At 62.2% G+C, this 17,590-nt stretch carries 17 protein-coding genes; 7 read left to right on the top strand and 10 right to left on the bottom strand.

Annotated features, from left to right (window positions below; all coding sequences use genetic code 11):
* Positions 1–46: 46 nt before the first annotated feature.
* Positions 47–2,374: a PAS domain-containing sensor histidine kinase gene (locus NKH67_RS20600; RefSeq protein ID WP_352501791.1), complete on the bottom strand. Its 2,328-nt coding sequence runs from the start codon at positions 2,372–2,374 to the stop codon at positions 47–49.
* A 189-nt stretch (positions 2,375–2,563) separates the two neighbouring features.
* The gene (pepN, locus tag NKH67_RS20595) at positions 2,564–5,209 is read right to left on the bottom strand and encodes an aminopeptidase N (protein WP_352501792.1); all 2,646 of its coding nucleotides are present in this window, start codon (positions 5,207–5,209) and stop codon (positions 2,564–2,566) included.
* Between the two features lie 154 nt (positions 5,210–5,363).
* On the opposite strand from pepN, the gene NKH67_RS20590 reads away from it, so the two are divergent.
* Together NKH67_RS20590 and NKH67_RS20585 are read left to right on the top strand one after the other, a co-directional pair.
* Complete coding sequence (locus NKH67_RS20590; RefSeq protein WP_352501915.1) at positions 5,364–5,588, top strand: hypothetical protein; 225 nt, start codon at positions 5,364–5,366, stop codon at positions 5,586–5,588.
* Positions 5,585–6,562 (top strand): DMT family transporter, encoded by a 978-nt coding sequence (locus tag NKH67_RS20585; protein ID WP_502893780.1) that lies wholly within the window; start codon positions 5,585–5,587, stop codon positions 6,560–6,562. Before NKH67_RS20590 ends, NKH67_RS20585 begins: the two co-directional genes overlap by 4 nt.
* Here NKH67_RS20585 and NKH67_RS20580 read toward each other — a convergent pair whose 3' ends face one another.
* The 3 genes from NKH67_RS20580 to NKH67_RS20570 form a co-directional block, all read right to left on the bottom strand.
* Positions 6,563–7,378, bottom strand: a complete 816-nt coding sequence (locus tag NKH67_RS20580; protein ID WP_352471021.1) for a helix-turn-helix domain-containing protein — start codon at positions 7,376–7,378, stop codon at positions 6,563–6,565.
* 105 nt (positions 7,379–7,483) lie between these two features.
* Positions 7,484–8,365: a uracil-DNA glycosylase gene (locus NKH67_RS20575; protein WP_352501793.1), complete on the bottom strand. Its 882-nt coding sequence runs from the start codon at positions 8,363–8,365 to the stop codon at positions 7,484–7,486.
* Positions 8,366–8,402: 37 nt separating this feature from the next.
* Positions 8,403–9,047, bottom strand: a complete 645-nt coding sequence (locus NKH67_RS20570) for a hypothetical protein (RefSeq protein ID WP_352501794.1) — start codon at positions 9,045–9,047, stop codon at positions 8,403–8,405.
* On the opposite strand from NKH67_RS20570, the gene NKH67_RS20565 reads away from it, so the two are divergent.
* The 3 genes from NKH67_RS20565 to NKH67_RS20555 all read left to right on the top strand — a co-directional run bounded on the left by NKH67_RS20565 (position 8,998) and on the right by NKH67_RS20555 (position 11,673).
* Positions 8,998–9,180 (top strand): hypothetical protein, encoded by a 183-nt coding sequence (locus tag NKH67_RS20565; RefSeq protein WP_198023574.1) that lies wholly within the window; start codon positions 8,998–9,000, stop codon positions 9,178–9,180. The genes NKH67_RS20570 and NKH67_RS20565 overlap by 50 nt on opposite strands.
* A 105-nt stretch (positions 9,181–9,285) precedes the next feature.
* A complete protein-coding gene (locus NKH67_RS20560) occupies positions 9,286–10,965 on the top strand; it encodes an electron transfer flavoprotein-ubiquinone oxidoreductase (protein ID WP_352471023.1) in 1,680 nt (559 codons plus the stop codon).
* Between the two features lie 111 nt (positions 10,966–11,076).
* Positions 11,077–11,673, top strand: a complete 597-nt coding sequence (locus NKH67_RS20555) for a DUF922 domain-containing protein (protein WP_352501795.1) — start codon at positions 11,077–11,079, stop codon at positions 11,671–11,673.
* Between the two features lie 30 nt (positions 11,674–11,703).
* Here the strand turns inward: NKH67_RS20555 and NKH67_RS20550 are convergent, their stop codons facing one another.
* The 5 genes from NKH67_RS20550 to NKH67_RS20530 all read right to left on the bottom strand — a co-directional run bounded on the left by NKH67_RS20550 (position 11,704) and on the right by NKH67_RS20530 (position 15,349).
* Positions 11,704–12,741 carry an endonuclease/exonuclease/phosphatase family protein gene (locus NKH67_RS20550; RefSeq protein ID WP_352501796.1) on the bottom strand — a complete coding sequence of 346 codons (1,038 nt, stop codon included), beginning with the start codon at positions 12,739–12,741 and terminating at the stop codon, positions 11,704–11,706.
* An 80-nt stretch (positions 12,742–12,821) separates the two neighbouring features.
* On the bottom strand, positions 12,822–14,324 hold the full coding sequence (locus NKH67_RS20545; RefSeq protein WP_352501797.1) for an AMP nucleosidase: 1,503 nt from the start codon (positions 14,322–14,324) through the stop codon (positions 12,822–12,824).
* Between the two features lie 81 nt (positions 14,325–14,405).
* Complete coding sequence (locus tag NKH67_RS20540) at positions 14,406–14,600, bottom strand: hypothetical protein (RefSeq protein WP_352454349.1); 195 nt, start codon at positions 14,598–14,600, stop codon at positions 14,406–14,408.
* A 41-nt stretch (positions 14,601–14,641) separates the two neighbouring features.
* Positions 14,642–14,794: a hypothetical protein gene (locus tag NKH67_RS20535; RefSeq protein ID WP_352501798.1), complete on the bottom strand. Its 153-nt coding sequence runs from the start codon at positions 14,792–14,794 to the stop codon at positions 14,642–14,644.
* Positions 14,795–15,004: 210 nt separating this feature from the next.
* Positions 15,005–15,349: a DUF2147 domain-containing protein gene (locus tag NKH67_RS20530; RefSeq protein WP_352501799.1), complete on the bottom strand. Its 345-nt coding sequence runs from the start codon at positions 15,347–15,349 to the stop codon at positions 15,005–15,007.
* A gap of 459 nt (positions 15,350–15,808) precedes the next feature.
* Between NKH67_RS20530 and NKH67_RS20525 the strand changes: the two genes are divergently transcribed.
* A complete protein-coding gene (locus NKH67_RS20525) occupies positions 15,809–16,075 on the top strand; it encodes an SEL1-like repeat protein (protein ID WP_010915070.1) in 267 nt (88 codons plus the stop codon).
* 391 nt (positions 16,076–16,466) lie between these two features.
* Positions 16,467–17,588 (top strand): branched-chain amino acid ABC transporter substrate-binding protein, encoded by a 1,122-nt coding sequence (locus tag NKH67_RS20520; protein WP_352471026.1) that lies wholly within the window; start codon positions 16,467–16,469, stop codon positions 17,586–17,588.
* The last annotated feature ends 2 nt before the right edge of the window (positions 17,589–17,590 follow it).

The raw sequence follows: 17,590 nt of genomic DNA, 5'->3' as shown, positions 1-17,590 counted from the left end.
TGATAACGCTCCGGCGGTGCGAGCCGCCGGAGCGTTATTTTGTCATTCAGGCAGCGGCCCTGACCGCCTGCGGGGCTTTCTTGATCGGGATGCGTACCGAGACGATCGTTCCGACGCTTTCGGTCGAGCGGATCTTCAACGCGCCACCCTGAAGCTCGGCCAGCGAGCGCGAGATGGCGAGGCCGAGGCCGGAGCCGGCATGGCTCTTGGAGAACTGGTTTTGCACCTGTTCGAATGGCCGCCCGAGCTTGCTCAGCGCCGCCTTCGGGATGCCGCAGCCATTGTCCTCGATCGTCAGGATCAGCGCGCTGGAAATGCTGCGGGCTCTGACCGAGATGTGGCCGCCTTGCCCGGTGAACTTCACCGCATTGGACAGAAGGTTGATGAGGATCTGCTTGATCGCCCTGCGGTCGGCGAACAGCGTCAGCGAATCGGCGATGCGGGTTTCGACGGTGATCGACTTTTCCGCCGCCTGCAGAGAAACGACGCGAACCGTCTCCCTGATGAGCGGGCAGAGATCGATTTCTTCCTGATCCAGGGCGAACTGGCCGGCCTCGATCTTCGACATGTCGAGGATGTCATTGATCACACCGAGAAGATATTTGCCGCTGCCGTTGATGTCGGTGGCATACTCTTCGTAGCGCGGCGAGCCCAGCGGCCCGAACAGCCGCCGTTCCATCAGTTCCGAGAAGCCGATGATCGCGTTGAGCGGGGTGCGCAACTCGTGCGACATGTTGGCCAGGAATTCGGATTTGGCCCGGTTTGCCGCTTCGGCGCGCTCGGTTTCCTTCATGTATTTGCGATTGAGTTCGACGAGCTCACGCGCCCGTTCTTCTTCCGCGCGGCGGGCAAGGCTGAGGTCATGGATTGTCGCCATCAGCCGGCGCTCGCTGTCGACCAGCTTCTCCTGGTGCAGCTTGATCTGGGTGATGTCGGAGCCGACAGAGACGGTACCGCCGTCCCTTGTCCGCAACTCGTTCACCTGCAACCAGCGGCCGTCGGCAAGCTGGCGCTCGAAGGTCACGCCTCCCTGCGGTCCGTTGGTGTTGGCAAGCCGCCGCTCCGAGGCGAAGGCCAGCATGCGTTCCTCCAGAACGGCGCGCGGAGCGCCCGGCATCACGTCGCGATCCAACAGGCCGTTGTCCTGCTGGTATTTGGAATTGCACATGATCAGGCGCTCGGACGAATCCCACAGCACGAAAGATTCGTTGATGTTTTCGATGGCCGTCCTCAGGCGCAGGTCCGCCGCTTCGGAGCGCAGCGCCAGATGCCGCTGCTCGGTGACGTCGACGGCGATGCCGATCAGCTGGATCTCCGGCGCTTCCGGGTCGATAACGTGTGCTCTTGCGCGCATCCAAACCCATTGCCCGTCGGCATGGCGCATCCGGAACACCTGGTCGATATGGTCGATCTCGCGTGCGACGATCCTGTTGGCGAGTTCGAACAAATCGCCGTCCTCGGGATGAATGATTTCATCGACTTCGCCGAACGACAGCATCGTGTCACAAGGCTCGTAGCCCAGCATGTCGTACATCGAGCGCGACCAGTACATCTTGCCGCGCACCATGTCCCAATCCCACAGGCCGCAGCGGCCGCGCACCAGCGCCATGTCGATGCGCTGGTGGGCTTCGAGATAGATGCGATCGGCGGCCTGGGCGCGCGCCGCCTGGCCGAAATAGGCGTAGAGGATGATGATCAGCACACCGGCCGTCAGCACGAACAGCGTGACGTTGAGTGAGACCGTCTTGCGCCAGGCGTCAAAAACTGCCTCCCGCGGCACGAACGCTGCCGCGGCACCCCTTCGGCCATTCGCCAGGCTCACTGCCGCGTACCAGTCCTGTCCGCCGATGTTGACCTCCATTACCCCGGCGCGGTCGCCGAACATGAACAGCGGCTGCCCGCCCTGCACGACGCCATCGAGCGATCGCCCCTCCCAGTGCATCGACTGCGGCGATACGGCAATGATCTTGAAGGCGCTATCGGTGATCGCCAGTACGTGGCTTCGGCCCATCGCGCCCTGACGACCGGTGCTCTCCAGCAGGTCCTGGATCGCGCCGGGCGTGGAAGCCATGGTCGCATCGGCAGCGATCGAACTGGCCAGTTGGCCGGCGGCCAGCGCAAGGATCGCCTTGGCGTCGCGCTCGATCTCGTCGCGCTCGTTCATCAGTGACAGAAAGCGCAGTACTGCGATGATCAACAGAAACATGATGATGAGGGCGGGTATCGATCGCCGCAACAGCGGCTCGGCTGCCAGCAGCCGTCGGTAGGCAGGTTCGGCGATGAGCCGCGTATTGCCCGCGAGACCGTCGCTTCGCGCCTCGCGCCGCCCAAAAGCCGTCCCACCGGGCGCGCCCCACGCGTCCGCCTTCGCCATAAATGGCACTCCCCGATTTTCTGTCCCGCTTGACGATCCGGCAACGCCGCACTTCCGAATCGTCACTAAAGAATCAAAGGTGATTCGCCTTGTCCAGAGGCGCGGCGAAAAAAGATTAAAAATCGACTAAAATAATGGGGTTTTCGGGTGGTCTTCCCTTTTTCCCACAAGGGGAGAACGGGAGGTCGCTTACGCCAGGGTGCGCTCGACGATGTCTCGCAAATCGGCCGACAGCTTCTCGGTATTGGCGATCGAAAGCAACGCCTCCCTTGCCTTGGCCTGCCGCACCGGTTCGAGCGAGCGCCACGACCTGAGCGCCGTCGCCAGCCTGGCGGCCACCTGCGGGTTGCGTTTTTCGACCTGCAGCACCGTTTCGACGAAAAGCCGGTAGCCTTGGCCGTCGGCGCGATGGAAGCCGGTCTGGTTGGCGCTGGAAAACGTACCGATGAGTGCCCGTACCCGGTTCGGGTTGGCCATCGAGAACGCCGGGTGGCTGGTCAAGGCGCGCACCGCGTCCACGGTTTGCGGGCTGGGCACGCTGGCCTGGGTCTGGAACCATTTGTCCATGACCAGCGCATCGGTTGCATATTTCGCCTCGAAATCGGCCAGTGCCTTGGTTGCCTCCGGTGAGCCGTGGTGACGGTGCGCAAGCACGGTCAACGCCGCGGCCCGGTCGGTCATGTTGGTCGCCGACTGGAAGTGCCGGGCAGCGAGTTCCGCACCTCCCGGCAGCAAGCACAGATAATCCAGCAGGACATTGCGCAGCGCCCGCCGCCCGGCACTGGCCGCATCCGGGCTGAACGGACCGTTGTCGGCGAGCCGATCGTAAAGTTTGGAGAATATCTCGCGGTTGGTCTCGGCGATCGCAACCGCCAGCGCCTCGCGCGCCGCGAAAATGGCGTCGGGGTCGATGTTCTTGCCGATGTCGCGGGCGATATCGGCCTCGCCGGGCAGCGCCAGCGCCAGTGCCCGATAGGCGGGTTCGAGCGCTTCGTCGCCGCCTATTTTGCCGGCAAGCCCGGTCAGCCGGGCGCTGAACTCGGGTTGCTTGTGGTCCAGGATCTGGCGGAAGGCTGCAATCAGCGCATCGGTCAAAAGCGAGTTGAACGACTGCCAGCGCGAGAAGGCGTCGCTGTCGTGGCCAGCCAGAAAAAACTGGTCGTCGGGCCGCTGCTCGACCGAAAGTGTCACCGGCGCCGAAAAGCCGCGGTTGAGCGACATGGCTGGACGCTCGGCAATCCCGGAAAACCTGACGACATGGCGGCGTTTGCGGATATGGATGACACCGTCCTCGACGTTCGCCCCTTCGGCGCCGCTGTGGGCTATCGCCTCGCCACCGGCGCCAACCAGGCCGAAGGCAAGCGGAATGTGCATCAGCCGCTTGCGGCTTTCCGACGGCGTTGGCGGCACCGACTGCTCGATTTCGAGCGTGAATTCCCGCGCTGCCGGATTATACGCCGAACTGACGGTCAGGTTCGGCGTACCGGCCTGATGATACCACAGCGAAAACTGCGACAGGTCGCGACCCGAGACGTCTTCGAACACTTTGATGAAGTCTTCGATCGTCGCCGCCTGGCCGTCGTGACGTTCGAAGTAGAGGTCCATGCCGGCGCGGAACGTCTCGGCGCCGAGGATGGTATGGATCATGCGCACGACTTCCGAGCCTTTTTCGTAGACCGTCGCCGTGTAGAAATTGTTGATCTCGCGGTAGCGGCGAGGCCGGACCGGATGCGCCAGCGGCCCTTGGTCCTCGGGAAACTGATGGGCGCGCAGCGTACGAACCTCGGCGATGCGCTTGACGGCGCGCGAGCGCTGATCGGCGGAGAATTCGTGGTCGCGGAAAACGGTCAGGCCTTCCTTCAAGCAAAGCTGGAACCAGTCGCGGCAAGTGATTCTGTTACCTGTCCAATTGTGGAAATACTCATGGGCAATGATGGCCTCGATATTGGCGAAATCGGCGTCGGTCGCGGTTTCCTGGTCGGCCAGCACATATTTGTCGTTGAAGATGTTGAGACCCTTGTTCTCCATTGCTCCCATATTGAAGTCGGACACAGCGACGATGTTGAAGACATCGAGGTCGTATTCGCGGCCGAATGCCTCCTCGTCCCATTTCATCGACCGTTTCAAAGCGTCCATGGCGTAGCCGGCGAGCCTCTCCTTGCCCGGTTCGACATAGATTCCGAGCTCGACCTTGCGGCCAGACAGGGTGACAAAACTGTCTGAGATCTTGCCGAGGTCGCCCGCCACCAGCGCAAACAAATAGGACGGCTTGGGGAAGGGGTCGTGCCAGACCGCATAGTGCCAGCCGCCGGCAAGCTCGCCGCGATCGGCCGGGTTGCCGTTGGACAAAAGCAGCGGCGCCTCATTGCGCTCAGCTTCGATACGCACCGTATAGACCGACAGGATGTCGGGACGGTCGAGGAAATAAGTGATGCGGCGAAAGCCTTCGGCCTCGCATTGCGTGCAATAGACGTCGCTCGAGCGATAGAGGCCCATCAGCGCTTCGTTCTGCGCCGGCGCCAACACGGTTTCAATTCTCAGCTGGAAGCGCCTTGTCGCAGGGGGGCTGATGATTGTCAGTTGATCGGGCGTGACGAGAAAATCCGCAGGGCTCGGCTCCTGGCCGTCCATGGCGATGCCGCGGAGCGTCAGCCCGTCGCCATCCAGCACCAGTGGCACCGACGCCGCAATCCCGTCGCGGCGTTCGACCGTCAGCACGGCGGTCACATGCGTTGCTTCAGGCGAAAGGCGGAAAGTCAGGCTGGTTTCCGGAATGAGATAATCACTGGGGCGATAGTCTTCGAGCTTGAAGACCTGGCCGGTATCTGTGCGCATTCCTTGATTTTTCCTGTCGATCCGGGTGCGGCGGGCGGGTCCGCTGGTCCAAATAATTTGAAGTCTGCGCTCTTTACACGAAACGCTCCCTCGACAAAACTGCAGCGACGTCTATTTCAGGCGATCATTTCCCAAGCATCACCGCGAGGCTTCCATGACCGTCGTCACGCCGAAATTCGGAACGAGCGCCTCTGTGTTGCGTCGCGAGGATGTGGCCTTCATCAAGGGCGCGCGGGAGGCGGGTACGATCGGGTCGACGCCTGCCGCGCTCAATGCGGTGACCGACGCGCTCTACCGCACCTACGGCATCAGGCATATCGACATGCCGGCAACGCCGGCGTGCATCTGGGCGGCGATCGAGGAAGCAAAAGGGGCGTGACAGCCAGACCGGATTTGCCAGTGCTTGCAGCTGGCGACCTTGCCGGCGAGCACAGCACGCTGACCGGGATCTTGCTCAAGATCGTATCGGTGGCGGTCTTCGTCGGCATGTCGTCCTGCATCAAGGCGGCAGGCACCGTGCCGGCGGGCCAGATCGTCTTCTTCCGCTCCTTCTTTGCCATTTTTCCGATCATCGCCTTCCTCGCCTTCCAGGGAAAACTCGGAACCGCCTTTTCGACAAAGCGCCCGCTCAACCACATTGCGCGCGGCGTCGTCGGTGTCTGTGCCATGGGGCTCGGCTTCTTCGCGCTGACGCGGCTGCCGCTGCCGGAGGCGATCACACTGAACTACGCGCAGCCGCTGCTGGTCGTGGTGTTCAGTTCGATCTTCCTCGGCGAAGCCATCCGCATCTATCGCTGGAGTGCGGTTGCCGTCGGCCTGGTCGGGGTGCTGATCATCTCGTGGCCGGAACTGACGCTGCTCAGTTCGGGCGCTGCCCTTGGCGATCAGGAGGTGCCTGGCGTCATCGCCGCCCTCATAGCCGCGGCGATCTCGGCCATCGCCATGCTCCTGGTTCGCAACCTCGTCCAGAGCGAGCGGACGGCGACCATCGTGCTGTGGTTTTCGGTAACCGCGAGCGTCATGGCGCTGCTTTCGCTGCCATTCGGCTGGCAGGCGCTGACGCCAGCACAGGCGGGGCTTCTGATTGCCGCGGGTTTTTGCGGCGGGCTTGGCCAGATTCTGATGACCTCGGCCTATCGCCATGCCGAGGCTTCCGTCGTAGCACCTTTCGAATACACTTCGATGATCCTCGGCGTCGTCGTCGGCTATCTGGTCTTTGGCGACGTCGCCACGATCAACATGCTGGTCGGCGGCATGATCGTGGTTGCGGCGGGGATTTTCATCATCTGGCGCGAGCGCCAGCTGGGTCTCGAACGCACCCGCACCCGCAAGGCCGTCGCGCCGGAAGGGTGATCAGCCCGCTGCGTCGGTCCGCTCTTTCGCCAGCCGCATCAGCACCGCCCGCGTCTGCTCGTCGGCGGGGAAAAAAGATTCGATCGCCAGCTCCGCCAGCGTCACGTCGAGCGGCGTGCCGAACACGGTGATGGTGCTGATGAACGACAGCACCGCGTCGCCATGGGCAAGCTTGAGCGGATGGACAATCGCGTTCGGTTCGACCGGCGCCGGCCGGCTGCTTTTAAGGCCGGACGGATAGGCCCGAAGCTCGCGCTCGAGCTCGACCAGAACCGGATCGGCGGCAGCGTCGTTCTGCCGCTTCAGCCGCTCCAGAAGATGCGTCCGCCATTCCGCAAGGTTGACGATGCGCGGCGCGATGCCGCCGGGATGCAGGCTGAGGCGCAAAACGTTGACCGGCGGCTTCAGCAGGGAGGCGTCGGCGACATTGGCGAGGAACGGGCCGATGGCGGCGTTCGCCGACACCAGGTTCCAATGCCGGTCGACGGCAAGCGCCGGGAACGGCTCGTGCGCCTTGAGCACGGTCTCGACCGCCGCCATCGCCGGTGCCATCGAGGCATCGTCAAGTGGTCGTTCGCTGAAGCTCGGGGCAAAGCCGGCGGCCAGCAGCAGCTGGTTGCGCTGCCTGAGCGGGATCGAAAGCTGCTCCGCCAGATGCAGCACCATGTCACGCGAGGGTGCGGCGCGGCCGCTTTCAACGAAACTCAGATGCCGCTGCGAGATCTCGGCCTCCATGGCGAGGTCGAGCTGGCTCATGCGCCGGCGTGTACGCCATTCGCGAATGAGACTGCCGGCGGAAATCTGGGCTGCTGTCATAACGAGATGACTAGGCCGGCAGTGGGCGCATTTCAATTACCTGCGAGATCATGATGCCGCCCTTCCTTCCTCGCAAGGGGAGGACGGAAGACGCGTTCTGCACCGTTACCCAAGTGCCCGCAACTTCGCCTTCACTTCGAGGAAATCCCGCCACGCCAGCTTCTTGTGCGCAGGCGTTCTCAACAAATAGGCCGGATGCAGGGTCGGCATGGCGGGAATGGCGACGCCAGACGGGGTCGTGTGGACGCGCCAGTTGCCGCGCAGCCGCAATATGCCTTCGGAGGTGTTGAGCAGGGTCTTTGCCGACGGGCCGCCGAGATTGACCAGCACCTTCGGATTGACCAGTTCGATCTGCCGCTCGATGAACGGCCGGCAGATCTCGGTCTCGTGCGGCGTCGGCGTGCGGTTGCCCGGCGGCCGCCAGGGAATCACGTTGGCGATGTAGGCAGATGTCCGGTCAAGACCGATCGCGGCCAGCATGCGGTCGAGCAACCGGCCCGAGCGGCCGACGAACGGCAAGCCCTCTATGTCCTCGTCGCGGCCCGGCGCTTCGCCGACCAGCATCACCGCGGCAGTCGGATTGCCGTCGGCGAACACCAGGTTCTTGGCGGTGAATTTAAGATTGCAGCCGTCGAATGCCGCCATGTGCTGGCGAAGCTCGTCGAGGTTTGCCGCCGATCTCGCCAGTTGCCGCGCCAATGCCGCCTGCGCCTCGTCGGGCACCGTTGACATGGCCGGGGACGTTCGCACTGCCGGTGCCGTATTCGGTCTCTCGCCCATTTCGCCGCGCGACACGCTCGTCGAGCGATGAGGCGATGCATTTTCACCGGCCGGCAGAGCGGCCGCCGCAGGCACCCGCTCCGGCGGCCTGGCTTCTGCAAACCTGTTTACCGGCTGTTCTTCAAGTGCCTCGTCGACGCCGGCGCTGGCGTAGAAGGCCAGCAGCTCGGCGAGATCGGCTCGGCTAGTGTGGGGGGCGGCAGTCATGGTTTCACATTCGGCCGCGGAGCTTGAATTTGCAAGTTCAGCTCGACGGTATGCGCGGATCCTGCACCAGATAGAACGTCCAGCGCGGCGTGTAGTCGGTGATCAGGAAATAGAAGCTGGCGGTCTTCAGCGGATCGATCTTGCCGTTCTTGAACAGCAGGCGGTCATACGGTTCGAAATTGCGGTCGAAATCGGCGTAGCTGCTCGACCAGATATTTTCGGGCGTTTTGTTGCGCTGGTCGAACGACAGGCCGTCGCCGAACACGCTCGGCTGGTCGAGGATCTCCTGGAGTTCGAACTGGAACTCGACCCAGGCTTGGCCGCTATTGTTGAGCACGTCGATGCGCATATACATCAGACCATTGGCGAAGTCTCCCGCCTTGCCGAACGGCTGGATCGGCCTTGTCGTGCGAATGGCCAGCGTTACCGGCGTCGCTGAATTCAGCTCTTCGGTGATGACCAGCGGATCCTCTTTCGTGCCGATGCCGGAAGCCCCGGTGATGCGGAAACCGCCGCGCTCGTCGGAAAAGGAATAGGCGCCGGTCGCCCAGACCAGTTGCTGCTCGGCACGGGCATCGAAGGCCGTCAGTGGCAGAAGCGCCAAGAGCGTCGCACGGCAAAACCGGCCGGGCGTGAAAAAAAAGCGCGTCGATGAAAAGCCAGCCGGCCCGAATATGCGCATGGCGGGAAGTATGGCCGATAAGCAAGCCGTCGAACAATTAAAAACATCAGTGCGACATATCTGTGCAAACGGAATAGGGTTGAAGATTGATGCTCGTCACCGCGAATCTGTGCGGCAGGACGCGACTTTTTGACGAAATCGGTATTGTCACGTCCGCGCCGGTTTCCCGTCGCTATTTGATGCGCTATGCAGCGCGTGAGCCAGCAAGATGCCGGAATTGCGAGCCAGTGAGGGATCGATGAGCGATATCGAACGCGAAAGCATGGAATTCGACGTGGTCATCGTCGGCGCCGGCCCGGCCGGCCTCGCCGCCGCGATCCGTCTCAAGCAGGTCAATCCCGAGCTTTCCGTCGTCGTGCTGGAAAAGGGCGGCGAAGTCGGCGCGCACATCCTGTCCGGCGCCGTCGTCGATCCGATCGGCATCGACCGGCTGCTGCCCGGCTGGCGCGAAGAGGAGGGTCATCCCTTCAGGACACCGGTCACCGACGACCATTTCCTGGTTCTCGGCCCCGCCGGTTCGTTCCGTCTGCCCAATATCCTGATGCCGCCGCTGATGAACAATCACGGCAACTATATCGTCTCGCTCGGCAATGTCTGCCGCTGGCTGGCGACCAAGGCCGAGGCGCTGGGCGTCGAGATCTATCCGGGCTTTGCCGCGGTCGGCCTGCTCTACAACGAGGCCGGTGCGGTCACTGGCGTCGTCACCGGCGACATGGGCGTCGAGAAGGACGGCACGCACGGTCCGGGCTTTGCGCCGGGCATGGCGCTGATGGGCAAATATGTCTTGATCGGCGAGGGCGCGCGCGGCTCGCTGGCCAAGCAACTGATCGCCAAATACCACCTTTCCGACGGTCGTGAGCCCGGAAAATACGGCATCGGCCTCAAGGAACTCTGGCAGATCAAACCGGAAAACCACCGGCCGGGCCTTGTCCAGCATTCCTTCGGCTGGCCGCTCGATTTGAAGACCGGCGGCGGCTCCTTCCTCTACCATCTCGAGGACAACCAGGTGGCAGTCGGCTTCGTCGTTCACCTGAACTACAAGAATCCCTATCTGTCGCCCTTTGACGAGTTTCAGCGCTTCAAGACCCATCCGGCGATCCGCGGCACCTTCGAGGGTGCCAAGCGGCTGGGCTATGGTGCCCGCGCCATCACCGAAGGCGGCTGGCAGTCGGTGCCGAAACTGTCCTTCCCTGGCGGTGCGCTGATCGGCTGCGCAGCCGGCTTCGTCAACGTGCCGCGCATCAAGGGCTCGCACAATGCCGTGCTCTCCGGAATGCTGGCGGCCGAGCATGTCTGTGATGCGATAGCCGCCGGCCGCACCAATGACGAGCTGGCCTCCTACGAGGCCGCCTGGCGCGCCACCGATATCGGCAAGGACCTGAAGAAAGTGCGCAACGTCAAGCCGCTATGGTCGCGCTTCGGCACCATTGTCGGCGTCGGCCTTGGCGGCCTCGACATGTGGCTGAACACGCTGTTCGGCTTCTCGCCCTTCGGCACGATGAAGCACGGCAGGGCCGACTATGCGACGCTGGAACCGGCCGCCGCGCACCAGAAGATCGCCTACCCGAAGCCGGACGGGGTGCTGACCTTCGACCGGCTGTCGTCGGTGTTCCTGTCCAACACCAACCACGAGGAGAACGAGCCGGTGCATCTGCTCGTCGCCGACATGGACCTGCAGAAGCGCTCTGAGCATGACGTCTATGCGGGACCCTCGACGCGTTACTGCCCGGCCAGCGTCTACGAATGGGTCGACAAGGATGGCAATGCCGCCGCCGATCCTGCGGCCAAGGATGTGCGCTTCGTCATCAACGCGCAGAACTGCGTGCACTGCAAGACTTGCGATATCAAGGACCCGAACCAGAACATAAATTGGGTGCCGCCACAGGGCGGCGAGGGCCCGGTCTACCAGAACATGTAAGTCACAAGGTTTGCTCCGGACTAAACAAGATGAGGAGCAGCGCAACCGGAGGATTGTTGAATAAACCGCCTGCCTGTGTTTCCTTTCTGCGGCGACAGGGAGGAAGGAAAAATGCGCCTGGCAGTTCTGACGAGCGTTGTGGCGATCGGGGCATTGTGCGCCCCTGCAGCCTTGGCCGGCACTAAGGTGCTGGTCAAGACACGAACTTACAACATTGCCGGAACCACCGGCGCGGCCCTGATCGAGGCCATGGATCGCAGTGGGCCGAAGCACGGCTTCATGACCCACGCCATCGCGCAGACCGGCTACAGCGTCGATGATTGGACCTTCGACGCCCAACGGGAAAACGGCGTCTGCCGCCTGCGCCAGGCCAACGGGACGCTCAATCTCTTCTATACCTATCCCAAACTAGTCTCAGCCACGTCGCCTGCGCTGCAGAAGCGCTGGAAGCGGTTCTTCGCTGGCGTTCGCGCCCATGAAGAGACCCATGGCCGCATCGCCAGACAGATGATGCGGGCCACCGAAAAGTCGGTTCGAGGGCTGACAGTCGGTGATGACCCGCACTGTTTCGAGGCACGTCGCGAGGCAAAGCGCCGGATCAATGCCATCTATGCCGAATACGAGGCAAAGCAGATCGCCTTCGATGCGCACGAGCATCGCGACGGCGGCCCTGTCGAGCACCTCATCCGCGCTTTTGTGGGCCAGTAATAAGCCAGGTCGAGATTGGACTGCGGATTTTCAGCTTCGCGTCCCGCCAGGCAGCGCCGCAAGCGCGGTCGCCGTCTGGTGCTCGTCGAGCGGCTTTTGTTCATCCGACCGAAGCGAAAACTCCACCAGCACCGGCAGATGGTCTGAGCCGGTGTCCTCAAGGGTCGACGCCGAATGGATAACAATGGCGCCCTTGCTGAAGACCTGGTCGATCGGCAGTCCGGCGAAGCGCAGGAAATCCGGCAGCCTTCTGTAGAGCCAGGTCGGCCCGACCGACGGCATTACAGTCAGCTTGCCAAGCGATGCGACGCGCCGGACGGCGGCGCTCCATGGCGCTGCGTTGCAGTCGCCTGCCAGGATTGACGTCTCGCCAAGCGAGGCGATTTCGTCAGACAACCCTCCAATCTGCCGTGATTGGTTGTGTGGCCATGGCCAGGTGAGGTGGATGGCGGCGACATCGACGTCGGTTCCGCCGAAATCGACCGTGGCGATCGCCATCGCGCCGCGGCTGTCGCAGTGCGGCTCCGTGCCCATGGCAAACGGTCGTCTGGACAGCAGCGCAACGCCGAACACGCCATTGGGATATGGGCAGAGGATCCGGTGGGGATAGGCGCCTGATAGCAGCCCAAGCTTTGCCTTCCACATCTCGGACACCTCGTCGAGGGTGATCACATCAGGCTGGGTCCGGCCGATCAGCGACAGCACCTTCTCAGGCGTTGGATTGTTGAACCTGAGGTTCATCTGCAGCAGGCGGTAGACTGGCTCGTCACCGGGTTTGGCTTCGTAGGCGGCCTGCACCTGCCATAGCCGCGAAAGCGGCAAGGCATTCGGCGTGGTAGCAAAGGAGGCTATCGCAAACAGCAATGCGGCCGCGGCCTGCAGGCGAAACGAGGTGGCGAGCAGCGGCAGCGCGCAAAGCGCCATCAGCACCGAAAAGTGGACGCGGAAATGAGCAAAGGAATCGAGGGCCGGATGCAGCGATCCGAAGAACCCGGCCACCAGCGCGGCCGAGAGTGCAAGCATTGCGACGAATGCCAGCGCAACCGTCATGTCCCGAATACGTGCCATCGCTTTGTCTATCGGCAGAAGTGCGGCTCAATCAAGATGACGAAATGTCCTGACCTGGACAGACACATGCGATTCGGCATTTACTGGAAGGCAGTTTCCGAAAAGCTCCTGAGTTTGCGCGAATGCAGTCGGTCCATCGGCATTTCAGCCAGCTTCTCCATCGCCCTGATGCCGATGGTCAGGTGCTGCGCTACTTGCCGCTTGTAGAACTCGGTCGCCATGCCCGGCAACTTCAATTCGCCATGCAGCGGCTTGTCGGATACGCAAAGCAGCGTGCCATAGGGCACCCGGAAGCGGAAGCCGTTGGCGGCGATCGTCGCCGATTCCATGTCGAGCGCGATCGCCCGCGACTGCGACAGCCGCTGGACCGGCCCGCGCTGGTCGCGCAGCTCCCAATTGCGGTTGTCGATAGTGGCGACGGTGCCAGTGCGCATGATGCGCTTGAGATCATATCCGGAAAGCCCGGTGACCTCGGCGACCGCTTCCTGCAGAGCCACCTGGATTTCGGCTAGCGGCGGGATCGGCACCCAGACCGGAAGATCGTCGTCGAGGACATGGTCTTCTCGTACATAGGCATGGGCCAGCACATAATCCCCGAGCGCCTGCGTGTTGCGCAGGCCGGCGCAATGGCCGAGCATCATCCAGGCATGCGGCCGGAGCACCGCGATATGGTCGGTGATCGTCTTGGCGTTGGAAGGCCCAACGCCGATATTGACCATGGTGATGCCGCCATGATTCGGCTTCTTCAGATGATAGGCCGGCATCTGCGGCAGGCGAGGCGGCGCGGCACCCTCACCGGGCGCGCCGTCCCCTGCTTTGGTCACGATGTTGCCCGGCTCGACGAACTCGACATATCCATCACCGCCATTGGCCATCAATTCGCGTGCACGGGCGACGAATTCGTCGATATAGAATTGGTAGTTGGTGAACAGCACGAAGTTCTGGAAATGCTGGGGGCTGGTCGCCGTATAGTGCGACATCCGGTGCAGCGAATAATCGATGCGTTGCGCGGTGAACGGCGCCAGCGGCCGTGCCTCGCCCAATGCCACTTCGAACGTGCCGTTGGCGATCTGGTCGTCGGTGCCGTCGAGATCCGGCACGTCGAACAGGTCACGGATCGGCCGTTTGATGCGTTCGGCAGCAGCGCCGTCGACATGGGTGCCTTCGAGGAAGGCGAAATGCAGCGGGATGGGAGTGGTCGATTCCGAAACCGTGACGGGAACGCCGTGGTTGCGCATGATTAGCCGAAGCTGTTCGGTGAGGTAGCTTTCGAAAAGAGCAGGCTGGGTGACGGTGGTTGAGAAATGCCCCGGCGTCGGCATGTGGCCATAGGCCTGCCGCGAGTCGATTTGCGTGAAGGAACTCGTGGTGACGCCGATCTCCGGATAGAAAGCCCGGTAGCGTTTGTTGTTGTCGCCGCCCGCGGCGAGCGCGGCAAACGAATCGCGCAGGAACTTGGTGTTGCGGTCGTAAAGCACCTGTAGGGCGGCGACGGCCTTCTTGGCGTCGTTGAAGCTCTGCCGGCCAAACGGCTCCGGCGTGACCACCGATTCAATGGCTTGGGGATAGATTCGCTTTTCCATGACCCAATATAGAGAGTTGGACGCGCGGTTGGGAGGGGGTAAGGCGGCCTCAATACGCGCTGTCGGCGTTTTTTCGGTCTGCTAACCGCGCTGAAGGCTAACCAGCAGCACAAAGCCGAGGCCTGACTTCCTCAACGCAGGCGCCTCGATCGTCGAGCCGGCATTGGTACGCATCGTCGGCACGGCCAGTACCGGTACCGAAAGAACAGTCAGGATGAGCGCCGCGCGCGGCAGCAGCCGAAGCGTCTTGAGCGTGTTGGCGGCGAGGCGGTTCATTGGCGTTTTGCTTTTCTCTAAAGGTTCAGCTCTTTGTCGTTTCAGTGGTGAAGATGGTTCAAGCAACCGAGTCGGCAGGAACTGGCGACGTTCCAGGAGCGGGACGGCCGGCCGGCTTCGGCGACAAGGACGGCGAACAACATGCCGAACAGGCTCATCAGCAGGCAGACGATGGTGAAGCGGCGGGCAAGCATTGCGCGGTGTCTCCTTCAACACGCATGACAATGCCTTGCCCCGGCTGAACCGGCTCTGATCCCGGCGTTCATCTGCGGTTCAAAAATGGTTGATGATCTCTGAGAGGGTCCGCCTTGAGTGCAGCGACCCATGGCGACGCCATGGCTGCGAGACCGATAACATGAAAACGGGGCCGACTGGCCCCGCTCACCCCGGCAGGAAGGGCACGATCAGAGCTTGTGCCAGGTCTGGCTCTTGCAGATCAGCCCGCCGAGCACGCAGCCGCTCATCTTGAGCGAACTGCCGGAAAGCGAAGCCTTGCCCGAATAAGTCTTGTCGGTTTCCGGGTCGGTTATGGTGCCGGCATATTTGTTGTCGCCGGCAATCTTCAGTGAACCGATGTTCTTGCCGGCAAATTTGCCGGATTTGAGCGTAATCGAAAATGCCCCGCCGCCACCCGAAATGGCGGCAGTCGATCCGGCTTGCGTTTTCCAATTGCCTTCGATCGGATCGGCCCATGCCGTGCCGGTCATCATTATTGCGGCCGCGAGGGCCAGGCTCACTTGTCGAAACATGTCTTTCCTCCCTCAGGTAAGTCCAATCGGGCTCCGTCCCGGGTGTCTGCCCCTTACGCAAACGTAAGCTAGTCCAGCTCCCGGAAAAACAAAAGCGGTGCCGCGACGGAAGGGTTGCGGGTTTTTGCCCGCTCCCGAACGGCCGCGCCGGCGAAAAATGAAACGGGCCGCACACGTCTTTGTCTTCTGTGGTTAGCGGAGTCTTGATCCGCGCCTCGCAAGTTTTCTTCAAATCTTGTGCAAACCGGCGCGATTGCTGGCTTTTTATCCTTAACGAATTTTCGTGTTTACCTCTTGTTTTAGCTTTGTTTTCCTCAAATTAAGCACGCCATTTAACGACGGATTCAAGCCTCCGGGGCATTCTCGAAAGCATCGAAAGAGCGGCCGCCCCCGACGGTAATCAAGGACACCGAGGGACATACGGAGACAGCTCTCGGGAGCCAGAACAGGGGATTTGAAATGGCACGTTTTGAAATGCTTGAAGCCGGCTTCGGCGCCATGGGGGCAACCGCCCAGGCCGATATTCTTTTCGAGTTGGGCATGATGTATGCGACTGGCCGCGATTGCGAGACCGACGTCGTCGCCGCCCACAAATGGTTCAACATCGCCGCGATCAAGGGTTCGGCCCGCGCCGCGGAACTGCGCTCCGAATTGTCTGCCGCCATGTCGAAGGTCGAGATCGCCAAGGCGCTGCGCGAAGCTCGCGAATGGATGACGATGCACTGAATTCGCCGGCATCGACCTCACAAGGGGTACTGACCTCACGACAGGGACGCTTCGGGTCAAGGCCGCGCAGAGGGCCGGGCCCGAAAAATCAAGGCCGCGCAAGACGGCCGGGCCAACAAGATCAAGAACACCGCGGACGAGCCGCGCCATAAACCGTACAAACAGAGAAGGCGAGCGGATCCTGGTGGGGATACGTCGGGAAGCTCGATGAGAAAAGCTGCGACCGGCCGGAACAAGGCTGGCGCGGCTTTGTCTTTGGAACAGCGCATTACAGGCCCAATCGAGCGCCGACGATGCGTCTAGACAGCTCCGGTGAAGGATGAAATTCTCCCGCCATTCTGGAAGAGGCGCGGCCGGGATGGTCGCGCGAGAGTGGAGGAGTTGTGTCACCATGAAGAAATTCAGTATTTTCAGCGCAGCCATATTTGGCCTGATGATGACCGCGCCGGTCGCCTTCGCCGATGACATCACCTTTTCGGTGGTCGGACCGATGACCGGTCAGCTTGCCAACATCGGCGATCAGTTTAAGCAAGGCGCGCAAGCCGCCGCCGACGCGATCAACGCGGCGGGCGGCGTCGACGGCCGCCAGATCAAGCTCGACATCGAGGATGACCAGTGCGATCCGAAGCAGGCGGTTTCGGTCGCCAACCGCATCATCGCCAACGGCGTCAAGTTCATCGATGGCCACGCCTGCTCGGGCTCCAGCATCCCGGCCTCCGCTGTCTACGCCGAAGCCGGTGCGCTGATGATGAGTCCGGCTTCCTCGAACCCGGTGTTGACCGACGCAGCGGCGAAAGCCGGCTGGCCGACGATCATGCGCCTCTATACGCGCGACGATGCGCAGGGCGCTTTCATCGGTCCCTGGATCGCCAAGAAATATGCCGGCAAGAAAGTCGTCATCCTGCACGACAAGAGCGCCTATGGGCAGGGCGTGGCCGATGCCGTGAAGGCAACGATGAACCAGAACGGTCTCAATGAAATCCTCTACGAGGGCATCAACGCTGGCGAGAAGGACTATTCCGCTCTTGTTACCAAGCTCAAGGAGCTGAAAGCCGACGTCGTCTATTTCGGCGGCTATCACCCCGAAGCCGGCCTGATCCTGCGCCAGTCGGCGGAGCAGAACCTCAAGTTCCAGTTGATCATGCCGGACTCGATCGCTTCGCCGGAATTCTGGCAGGTTGCCGGTCCGGCCGGCGAAGGCACCATGTTCGTCTTCCCATCGAATCCGCAGGCGAAGCCCGAAGCCAAGGAGGCCATCGCCAAGATCAAGGCCGGCGGCTTCGTGCCTGAGGGCTTCACGCTGTTTTCCTATGCGGTGATCCAGGCCTTCGCCGAAGGCATCAAACGCGCCGGCAGCGACGATCCGGCAAAAGTCGCCGAAGCGTTAAAGAATGGCCAGCCGATCAGCACGGTTGTCGGCTCGGTCACCTTCGACGAGAAGGGCGACCTCAAGAACGCGAGCTACGACATCAACCAGTGGCATGACGGCAAATACGCGCCGATCCAACCGTGATG

Source organism: Mesorhizobium sp. M0968 (genome assembly GCF_040319065.1).
Lineage (GTDB): Bacteria > Pseudomonadota > Alphaproteobacteria > Rhizobiales > Rhizobiaceae > Mesorhizobium.
This window is presented reverse-complemented; position numbering and strand designations above follow the sequence as displayed.

Coding starts and splice junctions, on each gene's coding strand:
- NKH67_RS20600 (WP_352501791.1), bottom strand. CDS start 2,374: ATGGCGAAGGCGGACGCGTGGGGCGCGCCCGGTGGGACGGCTTTTGGG.
- pepN (WP_352501792.1), bottom strand. CDS start 5,209: ATGCGCACAGATACCGGCCAGGTCTTCAAGCTCGAAGACTATCGCCCC.
- NKH67_RS20590 (WP_352501915.1), top strand. CDS start 5,364: ATGACCGTCGTCACGCCGAAATTCGGAACGAGCGCCTCTGTGTTGCGT.
- NKH67_RS20580 (WP_352471021.1), bottom strand. CDS start 7,378: ATGACAGCAGCCCAGATTTCCGCCGGCAGTCTCATTCGCGAATGGCGT.
- NKH67_RS20575 (WP_352501793.1), bottom strand. CDS start 8,365: ATGACTGCCGCCCCCCACACTAGCCGAGCCGATCTCGCCGAGCTGCTG.
- NKH67_RS20570 (WP_352501794.1), bottom strand. CDS start 9,047: ATGCGCATATTCGGGCCGGCTGGCTTTTCATCGACGCGCTTTTTTTTC.
- NKH67_RS20560 (WP_352471023.1), top strand. CDS start 9,286: ATGAGCGATATCGAACGCGAAAGCATGGAATTCGACGTGGTCATCGTC.
- NKH67_RS20555 (WP_352501795.1), top strand. CDS start 11,077: ATGCGCCTGGCAGTTCTGACGAGCGTTGTGGCGATCGGGGCATTGTGC.
- NKH67_RS20550 (WP_352501796.1), bottom strand. CDS start 12,741: ATGGCACGTATTCGGGACATGACGGTTGCGCTGGCATTCGTCGCAATG.
- NKH67_RS20545 (WP_352501797.1), bottom strand. CDS start 14,324: ATGGAAAAGCGAATCTATCCCCAAGCCATTGAATCGGTGGTCACGCCG.
- NKH67_RS20540 (WP_352454349.1), bottom strand. CDS start 14,600: ATGAACCGCCTCGCCGCCAACACGCTCAAGACGCTTCGGCTGCTGCCG.
- NKH67_RS20535 (WP_352501798.1), bottom strand. CDS start 14,794: ATGCTTGCCCGCCGCTTCACCATCGTCTGCCTGCTGATGAGCCTGTTC.
- NKH67_RS20530 (WP_352501799.1), bottom strand. CDS start 15,349: ATGTTTCGACAAGTGAGCCTGGCCCTCGCGGCCGCAATAATGATGACC.
- NKH67_RS20525 (WP_010915070.1), top strand. CDS start 15,809: ATGGCACGTTTTGAAATGCTTGAAGCCGGCTTCGGCGCCATGGGGGCA.
- NKH67_RS20520 (WP_352471026.1), top strand. CDS start 16,467: ATGAAGAAATTCAGTATTTTCAGCGCAGCCATATTTGGCCTGATGATG.